The following is a 12728-nucleotide window of genomic DNA, read 5'->3' as shown; positions in this document are numbered from 1 at the left end:
CTCCGCCAGCCCTTCTTGGCCGGCCATGGCGGCCGCCCTAGACTCGGGCCGCTCATGCCGACCCCGTCCACCGACCCGACGCTCGCCGGCGAGGCCGCCGCGCTGATCGCCGACTCCTTCGCGCAGTACATGCGCCGCTTCCTCGCGCTCTCGCGCGTCGCGGGGGCGCACTTCTCGAACCGCGACTGGCACGCGATGCAGCGCGACTCCGGCCGCCGGCTCGACCTGTACGGCGACGCCGTGGGCGGCACGCAGACGGGGCTGCGCCTGCTGCTCGGCGCGCGGCTCGCCGACCGCGGCACGTGGACCGCCATCCGCGCGAACTTCGAATCCCTCGTCACGCCGGGGGCCTACGCCGAGCTCGCCGAGACGTTCTTCAACAGCAACGTCCGGCGCATCTTTCACACCGTCGGCGTGGATCCGGAGGTCGAGTTCGTCTCCGCGGCCATTCCGCGGCGGGAGTATCGCGCGCCGTGGAGCCACACGCGCACCGTGCCGTGCGACGGCGACCTCGCGCTGGCCTTCCGGCGCGTGCTCGAGGGCGCGGGGCTGCGCGCGGCATGGGACGACCTGCGGGGGGACGCCGAACGGCTCGTTCGCGCCGTGCCGCCCGAGGTTCCGGCGGCCCGCGTGCGGGCCATCGAGGTGGCGCGCACCGCGTTCTTCCGCGGCAAGGGCGCCTACCTGGTCGGACACCTGCACCTCGACACGGGCTCGATTCCGCTGGTGATCGCGCTCCTCAATCCCCGGGGCCGCGTGGTCGTGGATGCCGCGCTGTTCACCGAGAACGAGATCAGCGTCGTATTCAGCTTCGCGCGCTCGTACCTGTTCGCCGAGACCGGGCGGCCGCGCGAGATGGTGGACTGGCTGCGGACGATCATGCCACGCAAACCGGTCTCGGACCTGTGGAACTCGATCGGCTTTCACCGCCACGGCAAGACCGAGCTCTACCGCTCGCTGCTCGAACATCTGGCGAACACCGACGAGAAGTTCGCGATCGCGCCCGGCAAGCGCGGCATGGTGATGTCGGTGTTCGCGCTTCCGGGCTTCGACGTGGTCTTCAAGCTGATCCGGGACCGCTTCGAGTACCCCAAGACCGTGACGCACGCGCAGGTCCGCGAGAAGTACGAGCTCGTCTACCGCCACGACCGGGCGGGGCGGCTGGTGGACGCGCAGACGTTCGAGCACCTCGATTTCCCGGCGGAACGCTTCGATCCCGCGCTGCTCGACGATCTGCTCACGCACACTTCCGAGAGCGTGAAGCTGCGCGGCGGCCGCGTCGTGATCGCGCACCTGTACACCGAGCGGCGACTGCTGCCGCTGGACCTGTTCCTCGCCGGAGCCGCGCCCGAGGCGGCGCGCGAGGCGGTCGTGGACTACGGTCAGGCGCTCAAGGACCTCGCGGCGACCAACATCTTTCCGGGCGACATGCTGCTCAAGAACTTCGGCGTCACGCGCCACGGCCGGCTGGTCTTCTACGACTACGACGAGCTGTGCCCGCTGCTCCAGGTGCGCTTCCGCGACCTGCCGGCACCGCGCGGCGACGACGAGGAAGTGGCCTCGGAGCCGTGGTACTTTGTCGGCGAACACGACGTCTTCCCGGAGGAGTTCCGGGCCTTTCTCGGGCTCCGGGGCGACCTGCTCGAAGCGTTCCTCGCCGCGCACGGCGACCTGCTCGAAGCCGGCTGGTGGCGGCGCATGCAGGACCGCCTGCACCAGGGCGAGATCATCGACGTCTTTCCCTACCGGACGGCGCGCCGCCTGCGGCCCGGCCCCGGTTGAACCCGCCGCACCGCCCGCCGAGCGCGGGCCTCATTCGAGGAGAACGAGAGCCATGAGCGTCCTTCAGGGCGAATCCATCACGCTGCGCGACGGCAGGCTCGTCGTGCCCAGCCATCCCATCCTGCCGTTCATCGAGGGCGACGGCACCGGCCGCGACATCTGGCGCGCGTCGGTGCGCGTGTTCGACGCGGCGGTCGCGAAGGCCTACGGCGGCGGGCGGCAGATCGTCTGGAAGGAAGTCCTCGCGGGGCAGAAGGCGTTCGACGCCACCGGCAATTGGCTCCCCGACGAAACGCTCGACGCGTTCCGCACCCACCTCGTCGGCATCAAGGGCCCGCTCACGACGCCGATCGGCGGCGGCATCCGTTCGCTCAACGTGGCGTTGCGCCAGATCCTCGACCTGTATGTCTGCCTTCGCCCGGTGCGCTGGTTCCAGGGCGTGCCCTCGCCCGTGAAGCACCCCGAGAAGGTGGACATGGTGATCTTCCGCGAGAACACGGAGGACATCTACGCGGGAATCGAGTTCGCGGAAGGATCGGACGAGGCGAAGAAGGTGCTCGCGTTCCTGAAGGACAACTTCCCCTCGATGCACAAGAAGGTGCGCTTTCCCGAAACGAGCGGCATCGGCTTCAAGCCCGTCTCGCGCGAGGGCAGCGAGCGGTTGATCCGCGCCGCGATCGAGTACGCGCTGGCGCAGAAGCTGAAGAGCGTCACCCTCGTCCACAAGGGCAACATCATGAAATTCACCGAGGGCGCGTTCCGCAACTGGGGCTACGCGCTCGCCGAGCGCGAGTTCGCCGACCGCGTGTACACCTGGGACCAGTGGGAGCGCACCCGGGCGGCGAAGGGTGAGGAGGCCGCGAACGCCGAGCAGAAGGCCGCCGTGGCCGCGGGACGGGTGATCGTCAAGGACGCGATCGCCGACATCACGCTGCAGCAGGTGCTGACCCGCCCCGAAGAGTTCGACGTCATCGCCACGCTCAACCTGAACGGCGACTACCTCTCGGACGCGCTGGCCGCGCAGGTCGGCGGCATCGGCATCGCGCCCGGCGGCAACATCAACTACGTGACGGGCCACGCCGTCTTCGAGGCCACGCACGGCACCGCCCCCAAGTACGCCGACCTCGACAAGGTGAACCCGGGCTCGGTCGTGCTCTCGGGCGAGATGATGCTGCGCTACCTGGGCTGGAACGAGGCCGCCGACCTGATCCTGAAGGGCATGGACGGCGCGATCGGCAGCCGGCGCGTGACCTATGATTTCGCGCGCCTCATGGAAGGCGCGACCGAGATCAAGTGCAGCGAGTTCGGGGACAACATCGTCGCGCACATGTAGGCGGACGCGTCGCGGTGGCTTCCGCAGGGCGGAACCGAAGGTGGCGCGGAGCCGGCGCCGCGTCGTTCGTCACAAGCGTCATCCGCTCGGTGGTCAGCGAATCACCGCGAGTCGTCGTGTCATGCGCGCGGGGCCGACGCACGGACGCACAAGGTACACCCCGGAAGGAAGTGATTCGGCCCCCGACACGGCGAGATCATGGTAACCGTCGCTTCACGTCCGTGCGGAAGCGGCGACGGTACTCGGCGAGCAGCTCGGAGCGATGCGGGCTCGTCGAGGGCTCGCCGGGAAGCTCGAGCAGCGCCCGGCGGACAACCTGCAGGTGCTCGAAGTACGTCGCGCAGGGCCGGCACTCGGCCAGGTGAGCGTCGAAGCCGGGCAGCAGCGCCACATCGAGGTGGCCTTCGAGCGCCTCGCCCATGACGTCAATGGCTTCATGGCAGGTCATGCCGACTCTCCCGGATTCCGCGGTGCGAGCTGCGCCTGCGCCGACATCGCGCCCCGCACGTGACGGTCGAGGGCCCGCCGGATGCGGGCGCGTCCGCGGTGGAGCAGCACCCTCAGGTTCGTCTCGCTGACGGACAGTATGTTACAGACCTCCTGGGCGCCGACGTCCTCGACGTCGCGCAGCAGGACGACCTGCCGCTGGACCGGCGGCAGGGACTCGACGGCTTCGCGAATGACGCGGGCGGCTTCGGCCGTCCGCAGCGCCAGGGCCGGATCCTCGAGCCCCCAGGGAACCGGCCGCTCCGTCCACAGGCCCGCCTTGCCCGCGCCCGGCACCCACTCCTGCGTCGGTTCGCCGTCGTCGCCGGCAGCCTTGAGCGGCACCTCGGAACGCCGCGCCTCGCGCGCCGCGAGCGTGCGGGCCCGGCGGACGAGAATGCCGAAGATCCACGTTCGCAGCTTCGAGCGTTCCTCGAAGCCCGCGAGGCCCCGAATCACCCCCAGCCAGGTCTCCTGCACGATGTCCTCGGCCAGCGCCGGGGACGAAGTAAAGGTGCGGGCGAAGGCCAGCAGACGGCCGTGCATGGAGTCCACGAGCTCGGCAAAGGCCGTCTCGTCGCCTGAACGGAGCCTCCGGACCAGCAATCGCTCCCGGTCCGCCTGCATGTCCGACACGTTCGATCCTCCTGGCCGAGGCCCGGGTCGGCGTCAGCATACCCGACCTCGGCAGGGCGACCTGAAGGAGTTCGTCTGTAACACCGGCTGCGAATCGGGGACTACCCCGCAGCGGACGCCCGGCAGGCCAGGGCCTCCGCGGGTTTTCCCCGCGCGCGGCCGTTTCGGGGGGTCCGCGGCGCTGACGACGATGAATAACGTCCGGGTGGGCCGGCGCGACACGGGGGGACACGCCGCGTTCGTGCTCACCCGGGCGTTCGTATTGGGACGGCCGGGGCAGAGGGCGGCGCGCGCCCGGGTTCAGCTCACGTCGCCGTGGTCGTGGGGATCGAGCGCGTCGCGCAGGCCGTCGCCCAGGAAGTTGAAGGCCAGCAGCGTCAGCGACAGCGCGATCCCCGGGAACGTGACCAGCCACGGGAAGATCGCCATCGTCCGCGCCCCGTCGGCGACGAGCGTGCCCCACGAGGCGTCGGGCGGCTGCACGCCGAGACCGAGGAACGAGAGGAACGCCTCCTGCAGGACGACCGCCGGCACGGTCAGCGTCGCGTAGACGATGACCGGACCGAGCGTGTTGGGCACGATGTGGCGGGCGAGGATGGCACCGTCGCCGGCGCCCAGCGCGCGCGCGGCCTCGACGAACACCTGCGCCTTCAGCGACAGCACCTGCCCGCGCACGATACGCGCCATGGTCAGCCACTGCACCAGGCCGAGGGCGACGAACAGCATGAGCAGCGAGCGCTCGAAGAACACCAGCAGCAGGATCACCAGGAACAGGTAGGGCAGCGAGTAGAGCACATCCACGATGCGCATCATCAGCTCGTCGAGCTTGCCGCCGGCATAGCCCGCGACCGCGCCCCAGGTGACGCCGATCGCCAGGCTGACGAGCGTGCCGACGATCCCGACCAGCATCGAGATGCGCCCGCCGAAGAGGACGCGAGCGAACAGGTCGCGGCCGAGGTCGTCGGTGCCGAACCAGTGCGCCCACGACGGTGGCGTCGCGCCGCGGGCCAGATCCTGCGCTGCCGGGTCCTGCACGAACGGGATCCACGGCGCCAGAGCGGCGATCGCACAGACGGCCACGAGGAAGAGCCCCGAGGCGACGGCGACGCGGTTGCGCCGCAGGCGCCGCCAGGCGTCGGACCAGAGCGAGCGCGAGGCCCGTGCCTCACCCGCGGGCTGCGCGACGGTCGCCGGGGGGGCGAGGCCGATGCTCACGAGAGCTCCACGCGCGGGTCGAGCTTCGCGTAGGCGAGGTCCACCAGCAGGTTCAGAACGAGCAGCAGCGCCGCGTAGAAAAGCACGATGCCCAGCACGAGCGTGTAGTCGCGGTTGAAGGCCGCGCCCACGAGCTGGCGCCCAAGGCCGGGGATGGCGAACACCTGCTCGATCACGATCGAACCCATCACGACGCGAGCCGCGGCGGGCCCGAGAAACGAAACCACCGGCAGGACTCCCAGCGGCAGCGCGTGCCGCGCGATCACGGCGGGCTCCGCGAGCCCCTTGGCGCGCGCCGTGCGGACGAAATCCTGGCCCAGCACCTCGAGCATGCCGGCGCGCGCGAGCCGGGCGATGAACGCGACGTACATGAGCGACAGCGCGATCACGGGCAGCACACGGCTCGCCGGCCCGTTCCAGAGCGCGGGCGGGAGCCAGTAGAGCGTCAGGGCGAAGATCAGCACGAGCAGCGGCGCGAGGACGAAGTTCGGCACCGACACGCCGGCCAGCGCGAGCCCCATGACGGCGTGATCGGCCAGCCGGTTCCGCTTCACCGCCGCGAGCACGCCGAGCGGAACGCCCGCCAGCACGGCGAGCAGCAGCGCCCAGCCGCCCAGCTCGGCCGAGACCCGGAAGCCGGCGGAGACGATCTCGCGCACCTGGCGCTGCGGATAACGGTACGAAACGCCGAAGTCCCCGCGCGCCGCGTTGGCGAGGAAGCGCACGTACTGCTCCGGGAGCGGGCGGTCGAGTCCGTAGGTTCGCATGAGCTGCGCCCTGGCCGCGGCCGGGATCTCCTTCTCGGACTGGAAGGGTCCGCCGGGCGCGAGCCGCACGATGAAGAACGACAGCGTCGCGATCACCCAGAGCGTGGGCACGAACAGCAGGATCCGGCGCAGGACGTAGGTGGTCATCGCCGCCACGCGCCGCCCGCGGGAGGACGGCCGTCGCTCGGGGCGGGCGCGCCGGGAGCGCCGCGGGCCTCGTGCCGCCCGGCGCGCGAGGCGGGCGCCGCCACGATGGCTTCGTGCTCGCGCCAGTCACGGTCGATCCAGACGCGCGTCAGCGGGTGCACGTCGAGCGCCGTGTGGTAGATGCCGCGCACGTAGGGCTTGACCAGCTCGTGCGTCGAGTAGTGATAAATGGGGATGAAGACGGCCGCGTCGAGCGCGATCTTCTCGGCCTGAGCCAGCAGCCGGAATCGCCGCGCCGCGTCGAGTTCCCGCGCCGCCGCGTCCAGCAGCGCGTCGTACCGCGGGTCGCTCCAGCCGGTGCGGTTGTTGCCGTCACCGGTGCGCAGGATCCCGAGGAACGAGTTGGGGTCGAGGTAGTCGCCGATCCACGAGCGGCGGGTGACGTCGTAGCGCAGCGCGACGGTCGCCTGCTGCACCGTGCCCCACTCCATGTTCAGCAACTCGACCGGCACGTTCAGCTCGCGCTTCCACATCGCCTGCACCGCCTCGGCGATGCGGCGGTGGTCCTCGCTGGTGTTGAACAGGATCGAGAACTTCGGGAAGCCGCGGCCGCCCGGGTAGCCGGCCTCGGCGAGCAGCCGGCGCGCCGCCCCGGGCTCGTAGCCGATCTGCGGCGGACCCTCGTAGCCCGGATAGCCCGAAGGCGTGATGCGGCCCCACGCGCGGCGCGTGCCCTTGAGCAGGTCGCGGGCGATGGCCTCGCGGTCGATCGCCAGGTTGAGCGCGCGGCGCACGCGCACGTCGTCGAACGGTTTGCGGGTGACGTTGAAGCTGTAGAAGTAGGTGCCCTGGTACTCGCCGGTCACGTAGTCCGAGTACTCGCGCATGAGCGGCAGGAACGGCGAGGGAATGTAGCCGCTCGGGTTCCAGTCCACGGAGCCGGACTTGTAGAGGTTGACGCACGTGCTCAGGTCGTCCACCGGGTAGGCGACGATGCCGTCGAGGCGCACGTTCCCCGCGTCCCAGAAGCGCGGGTTCCTCGCGAACTCGAGGCGCTCGTTCTGGCGGTGCACCTTCAGCAGGAAGGGGCCGTTCGAGACGATGTGCCCGGGCGCCGACCAGGTGCGGCCCCAGGTTTCGATCGCGTGCCGGGGAACGGGCAGGAAGGTCGTGTACGAGGTGAGGAACAGGAAGTACGGCGTCGGCGCGCGCAGCCGGACGACGAACGTGGAGTCGTCCGGCGCGGCGAGCCCCACCTGGGTCGAGTCGTCGAGCTCGCCGCGGTTGTAGCGCTCCGCGTTGACGATCGGGTAGAGCAGGCCCGCCGCGCGAGAGGCGCTGCGGGGCGCCAGCGCGCGGCGCCACGACCACAGGAAGTCCTCCGCGCCGAGCGGACGGCCGTCGCTCCACACCAGCCCTGGCCGCAGGTGGAAGACGTAGGTGAGCCCGTCCGCCGAGATCTCCCAGCGATACGCCTGCCCGGGGATGGGCTGCAGCGTCTGCGGGTCCGAGCTGGTGAGGCCTTCGAAGAGAATGCGGGAGACGCGGCTTTCGGTCTGTCCCGAGGTGACACCGGGATCGATCAGCTCGGGCTCGGCCCCGAGATTGAAGCGCAGGACGTTCGCGCGCGGCGGCGAGATCGTTCCGAACCAGCGCCTGCCGTGCGTGGCGAGCGTGGTCCCGGTGTGCGGCGCGCAGGCGCCGAGCGTGCCTGCCAGCGCCAGCGTGGCGAGCATGCGAAGGGTGCGGGCGGAACGGAGTGGCGTCACGGCGGCGGACGATAGCAGAAGGCGCACGCGCGGCGACGCGTGAGCGATGCGTGAACTCGAGGCCCGGCCGGCCCGCGGCGGATGCCGAATCGCCGAAAGTCCTCTACAGTGCGTGCATGGCGCGCCCCCGGACGTCTTCCCGCGAGATCACCACCCGTCGAAAGCTCGAGCTGCCCGCCTCGGTCGGCGTTCCGCTGCCGCGTCTCGACGCCGCGGACAAAGTGACGGGCCGCGCGCGCTACCTGGACGACCTCAGGGTGCCCGGTGTGCTGCACGGGCGCACGGTGCGCTCGACGATCGCGCGCGGGCGCGTGACGCGGGTGACGCTGGATCCGGCGTTCGACTGGAAGGGCGTCACGGTCTGCGACCACCGCGACATTCCCGGCGACAACGTCGTGGCCCTGATCGAGGACGATCAGCCGCTGCTGGCCTCGGAATTCGTCCGCCACGCCGAGGAGCCCATCCTGCTCCTCGCGCACGAGGACCCCGAGCGCGCCGAGGCCGCCCTCGCGGCGGTGCGCGTCGAATACGAACCGCTGCCGGCGGTGCTGACCGTCGAAGCTTCGCTCGCCGCCGAAACGCTCCTGTACGGCGAGGACAACGTCTTCAAGCGCATCCTCATCGAGCGCGGCGATCTCGCCGCCGCGTTCGCGGACGCCGACCTGGTGATCGAGGCCGAGTACCGCACCGGCCACCAGGAGCAGCTCTACATCGAGAACAACGCGATGCTCGCAGAGCGCACGGCCGAGGGAGGCCTGTGGGTGCGCGGGTCGCTGCAGTGCCCCTACTACGTGCACGAGGCGCTGATGCGCGCCTTCGCGCTGCCCGGCGAGAAGGTCCGCGTCACGCAGACGGTCACCGGCGGCGGGTTCGGCGGCAAGGAGGAGTACCCGTCCATCATCGCCGCGCACGCGGCGCTGCTGGCGTGGAAGAGCGGCCGTCCGGTCAAGATCGCCTACGACCGGCTCGAGGACATCGCCGCCACGACCAAGCGCCACCCCTCGCGCACCCGGCTGCGCGCGGGCGTGAAGCGCGACGGCACGTTGCTCGCGCTCGAGGCCGACGTCGTGCTGGACGGCGGCGCGTACGTGACGCTCTCGCCGGTCGTGCTCTCGCGCGGCGCGATCCACGCCGGCGGACCCTACCGCTGGCCCGCGGCGCGTATCGTCGCGCGCGTGGTCGCCACCAGCACGCCTCCGAACGGCGCCTTTCGCGGCTTCGGCGCGCCGCAGACGCTGTTCGCGCTCGAGTGCCACATCAACCGGATCGCCGCGGCACTCGGCATGGATCCGGCCGAGCTGCGCCGGCGGAACGCGGTGCGCGAAGGCGACGTGACGCCCACCGGGCAGGTGCTGCGCGAGAGCGTCGGCGCGCACGCGGTGCTGGAGCGCACGCTGAAGCGCGCCGGCTGGCGGGCCACGCGCGCGCGACTCGAGCGGGCGAACGCGAAGGCCGCGGCCGCCGAGCGCACCGGCCGCGCCACGGCGGGCGGTCGTCGCCTGCGCCGCGGGCTCGGGCTCGCCCTCGTCCAGCACGGCGCGGGCTTCACCGGCAGCGGCGAGGTCACGCTCGCCTCGCGGGCCGCGCTCGAACTCGGGCCCGACGGCTGGCCGTGCGTGAAGGTCGCGAACACCGAGATCGGCCAGGGCGCCATCACGACGTTCGCGCAGATCGTCGGGCAGGTGCTCGGACTGCCGGCCACGCGCGTGGCGATCCACGTGCCCGACACCGCGTTCGTGCCCGACAGCGGGCCGACCGTGGCGTCCCGCACGCTGATGGTGGTCGGCGGGCTGCTCGAGCGCTGCGCGCGGCGCATGAAGGAGAAGCTCGAGCTGTTCGCCGAGCACGCCTGCTCCGGGGAGCGTGACTTCCACGCGGTCGCGCTGCGCTGGTCGCGGGAGCGCGGCGCCCTGAGGATCGAGCAGCAGTACGAGAAGCCGGCCGCGGTCGAGTGGGACGACGCGACCTATCGTGGCGACGCCTACGGCTGTTTCGCCTACGCGGCGCTTGCCGCCGAAGTCGAGGTGGACCTCGACACAGGCGAGACGAAGGTGGTGCGGGTGACGACGGCGCAGGACATCGGCCGTGCCGTTCACCCGGTGCTCGCCTCGGGTCAGATCGAGGGAGGCACCCTGCAGGGCCTGGGCTGGGCGCTGCTCGAGGAAGTGCGCTGGAAGGACGGGCGCGTGTGGAATCACCAGCTCACGAACTACATCATCCCGACTTCGGCCGACGCGCCGCCGCTCGACGTGGAGATCGTCGAGATTCCGTACTCGGGCGGGCCGTTCGGCGCCAAGGGCGTCGGCGAGCTGCCCATTGACGTGCCCGCGCCGGCCGTCATCGAGGCGATCGCGCACGCGACGGGCCGCCGGCTCGACGAGATCCCGGCGACGCCGGAGCGCGTCCTGCGCGCGCTCGCCGGGGACGGCGCGTGAGCGCGATCGCCTGCGCCGCCGGATCCGACTGCATCGCGACCCTGCGGGCCGCGGGTTTCGAGGGGTTCGTGAGCGCCCGCGACCTGAGGCGCGAGGATTGCGCGGGCGTGCCGCGCGACACGGGCGTGTACGTCATGGTGCGCGAGAGCGGCGCAGCGCCGCGCTTCAATCCGCGCGGGACGGCCGCGTTCTGGCGGGGCATGGACCCGAACGTGAAGAGCGAGGCTCTCGCGGAGAGGTGGGTGGCCGGCGCGTGCGTGCTGTACGTCGGGCGCGCACGGGGCCCCGGGGTGCGAAGCCTGCTGCAGCAGCGGATCAAGCGCTGGCTGCGCTTCGGCGAAGGCAGGAACGTGGCCCACTGGGGAGGGCGATACGTCTGGCAGCTCGCGGACGCCTACGCGCTGCCCATCGCCTGGAAACCGTGCGCGGACGCCGCGGGCGAGGAGGCGGCGCTCCTGGCGGCTTTCGAGCAAGCGTACGGCGCGCCGCCGTTCGCGAACCTGCGGCACGAGAGCGGCGTGGAGGAAGGGGAAGGGGAATGAACGGACGGGTGACCCTGACGTTCACGCTGAACGGCGCGCGCCGGCGCGTGTCCGTTCCGCCGCTCAAGCGGCTGCTCGACGTCCTGCGCGAGGAGTGCGGACTGACCGGCACGAAGGAAGGCTGCGGCGAGGGCGAGTGCGGCGCGTGCACGGTGCTGCTCGACGGCCTGCCCGTGAACAGCTGCCTGGTGCCCGCGGCGCACGCGGCCGGCGCGAAGGTGACGACCGTCGAGGGCCTGTCGCGCAACGGCCGGTTGTCGAACCTGCAGCGCTCGTTCGTGAACCTGGGCGCCGCGCAGTGTGGCATGTGCACGCCCGGCATGGTCGTGACCTCGGCGGCGCTGCTCGCGACGTTGCGCGGCCGCGTGCCGTCGCAGGACGAGGTGCGCGTGGCCCTCGCCGGCACGCTCTGCCGCTGCACCGGCTACCAGAAGATCGTGGACGCGGTGCGCGCCGCCGCCCGCCCGGCGAGGCCGGCGAAGTCGTCCGCCTCCGGGAAGCGGAAGCGGGCGGCCGCGACCCGGGCACGCGCGCGCGCCGCGGCAGGCCGGCCGCCGAAGCCGGCGGCCCGCGGGACCGCCGCGCCGAGGACGGGCAGGCGCGGAGCCGCCACGAAGCGGCGGCGGGCCGCGCGGTGAAGGCGGCGCTGTCGCGGCTTTCGCTCGAGCGGCCCGCCACGCTGGCGCACGCGCTGCGGCTGCTCGCGGACTCGTGCCGGTCCGAGCGGCTCACGCCGATCGCCGGGGGGACCGACCTCTACGTCTATCTGAACGCCGGCAGCCTGACGGCCACGCGCTTCTTCGACCTGTCGGGAATCCCCGCCCTGCGGGGCCTGCGCGTGACGCCCGGCGGCGTCCTGCGCATGGGCGCTCTCACGACGTTTCGCGAGCTCGGCGCGCACGCGAAAGTCGCGGCGGGCTGGCCGTCGCTGGCCGCGGCGGCCCGTGTGATCGGCGCGGCGCAGATCCAGAATCGCGCCACCGTCGGCGGCAACGTCGCGAACGCCTCCCCGGCCGGCGACTCGCTGCCGGTGCTGCTCGCCCACGACGCCCTCGTGCGCGTCGCCTCGGTGCGCGGCGAGCGGGAGATCGCCTTCGCCTCGCTCCACACCGGCTACCGGCGGCTGGCGCTCGAGCCCGACGAGCTGATCGTTTCGTTCGAGTTGCCGCCCGCTCCGCGCGGGGCCCCGGCGTTCTTCCGCAAGGTCGGAACGCGCGCGGCGCAGAGCATCTCCAAGGTGGTCTTCGCCGGGCTGCTGCACGCCGGGCGTGCGAGCGCGCCCGATCTCGTGCGCCTGGCGTGGGGCAGCGTCGCGCCCGTGCCGGTGCGTGCCGCCGGCGCCGAGGCGGCGTTGCTCGCCTCGCCGCCGTCCCGCGCGGCGGCGGCGGCGGCGCTGGCCGCGCTCGATCGGGACATCGCGCCGATCGACGACATCCGCTCCGACCGCGAATACCGCTCGGCGGTCGCGCGCAACCTGCTCGCGCAGTTCCTGCGAACCGCCCACCCGGGGTACTCCCGGGGCTGAAGGACCGCCGCCCGCATGCCGGTCGGCCGTTTCCGCGGTTCAGCCTTTCGGCGCCCGGGCCGATACCCGCTCCTGCATGGACCTCGCCGCC

At 72.0% G+C, this 12728-nt stretch carries 11 protein-coding genes; 6 read left to right on the top strand and 5 right to left on the bottom strand.

Annotated elements, in window-relative coordinates; genetic code table 11:
• The first annotated feature begins 54 nt into the window (after nt 1-54).
• On the top strand, nt 55-1782 hold the full coding sequence (aceK, locus tag IT347_02750; GenBank protein ID MCC6348493.1) for a bifunctional isocitrate dehydrogenase kinase/phosphatase: 1728 nt from the start codon (nt 55-57) through the stop codon (nt 1780-1782).
• Nucleotides 1783-1834: 52 nt separating this feature from the next.
• On the top strand, nt 1835-3115 hold the full coding sequence (gene icd, locus IT347_02745) for an NADP-dependent isocitrate dehydrogenase (protein MCC6348492.1): 1281 nt from the start codon (nt 1835-1837) through the stop codon (nt 3113-3115).
• Between the two features lie 196 nt (nt 3116-3311).
• Here the strand turns inward: icd and IT347_02740 are convergent, their stop codons facing one another.
• From IT347_02740 to IT347_02720, 5 genes are all read right to left on the bottom strand, one after another.
• Entirely contained in the window at nt 3312-3563 is a 252-nt protein-coding gene (locus IT347_02740; GenBank protein ID MCC6348491.1) for a hypothetical protein, read from the bottom strand.
• A complete protein-coding gene (locus IT347_02735) occupies nt 3560-4237 on the bottom strand; it encodes an RNA polymerase sigma factor (GenBank protein MCC6348490.1) in 678 nt (225 codons plus the stop codon). The genes IT347_02740 and IT347_02735 overlap by 4 nt, the downstream gene beginning before the upstream one ends.
• Nucleotides 4238-4537: 300 nt before the next feature.
• Complete coding sequence (locus IT347_02730) at nt 4538-5446, bottom strand: ABC transporter permease (GenBank protein ID MCC6348489.1); 909 nt, start codon at nt 5444-5446, stop codon at nt 4538-4540.
• A gap of 2 nt (nt 5447-5448) precedes the next feature.
• Nucleotides 5449-6366 carry an ABC transporter permease gene (locus tag IT347_02725; protein MCC6348488.1) on the bottom strand — a complete coding sequence of 306 codons (918 nt, stop codon included), beginning with the start codon at nt 6364-6366 and terminating at the stop codon, nt 5449-5451.
• Nucleotides 6363-8135: a peptide ABC transporter substrate-binding protein gene (locus IT347_02720; protein ID MCC6348487.1), complete on the bottom strand. Its 1773-nt coding sequence runs from the start codon at nt 8133-8135 to the stop codon at nt 6363-6365. Before IT347_02720 ends, IT347_02725 begins: the two co-directional genes overlap by 4 nt.
• Nucleotides 8136-8251: 116 nt before the next feature.
• On the opposite strand from IT347_02720, the gene IT347_02715 reads away from it, so the two are divergent.
• The 4 genes from IT347_02715 to IT347_02700 are packed head-to-tail and all read left to right on the top strand — an operon-like array spanning nt 8252 to nt 12637.
• The gene (locus IT347_02715; GenBank protein MCC6348486.1) at nt 8252-10570 is read left to right on the top strand and encodes a xanthine dehydrogenase family protein; all 2319 of its coding nucleotides are present in this window, start codon (nt 8252-8254) and stop codon (nt 10568-10570) included.
• Nucleotides 10567-11112, top strand: a complete 546-nt coding sequence (locus IT347_02710) for a hypothetical protein (GenBank protein ID MCC6348485.1) — start codon at nt 10567-10569, stop codon at nt 11110-11112. Before IT347_02715 ends, IT347_02710 begins: the two co-directional genes overlap by 4 nt.
• An 8-nt stretch (nt 11113-11120) precedes the next feature.
• The gene (locus tag IT347_02705; protein MCC6348484.1) at nt 11121-11750 is read left to right on the top strand and encodes a (2Fe-2S)-binding protein; all 630 of its coding nucleotides are present in this window, start codon (nt 11121-11123) and stop codon (nt 11748-11750) included.
• Nucleotides 11747-12637 carry an FAD binding domain-containing protein gene (locus tag IT347_02700; protein ID MCC6348483.1) on the top strand — a complete coding sequence of 297 codons (891 nt, stop codon included), beginning with the start codon at nt 11747-11749 and terminating at the stop codon, nt 12635-12637. Before IT347_02705 ends, IT347_02700 begins: the two co-directional genes overlap by 4 nt.
• The last annotated feature ends 91 nt before the right edge of the window (nt 12638-12728 follow it).

It is taken from the genome of Candidatus Eisenbacteria bacterium (assembly GCA_020847735.1).
In the GTDB taxonomy this organism is placed as follows: domain Bacteria; phylum Eisenbacteria; class RBG-16-71-46; order RBG-16-71-46; family RBG-16-71-46; genus CAIXRL01.
This window is presented reverse-complemented; position numbering and strand designations above follow the sequence as displayed.

What these genes read in the sequence shown, in the direction of transcription:
- aceK (MCC6348493.1), top strand. Translation starts at nt 55, where the DNA reads ATGCCGACCCCGTCCACCGACCCGACGCTCGCCGGCGAGGCCGCCGCG.
- icd (MCC6348492.1), top strand. Translation starts at nt 1,835, where the DNA reads ATGAGCGTCCTTCAGGGCGAATCCATCACGCTGCGCGACGGCAGGCTC.
- IT347_02740 (MCC6348491.1), bottom strand. Translation starts at nt 3,563, where the DNA reads ATGACCTGCCATGAAGCCATTGACGTCATGGGCGAGGCGCTCGAAGGC.
- IT347_02725 (MCC6348488.1), bottom strand. Translation starts at nt 6,366, where the DNA reads ATGACCACCTACGTCCTGCGCCGGATCCTGCTGTTCGTGCCCACGCTC.
- IT347_02715 (MCC6348486.1), top strand. Translation starts at nt 8,252, where the DNA reads ATGGCGCGCCCCCGGACGTCTTCCCGCGAGATCACCACCCGTCGAAAG.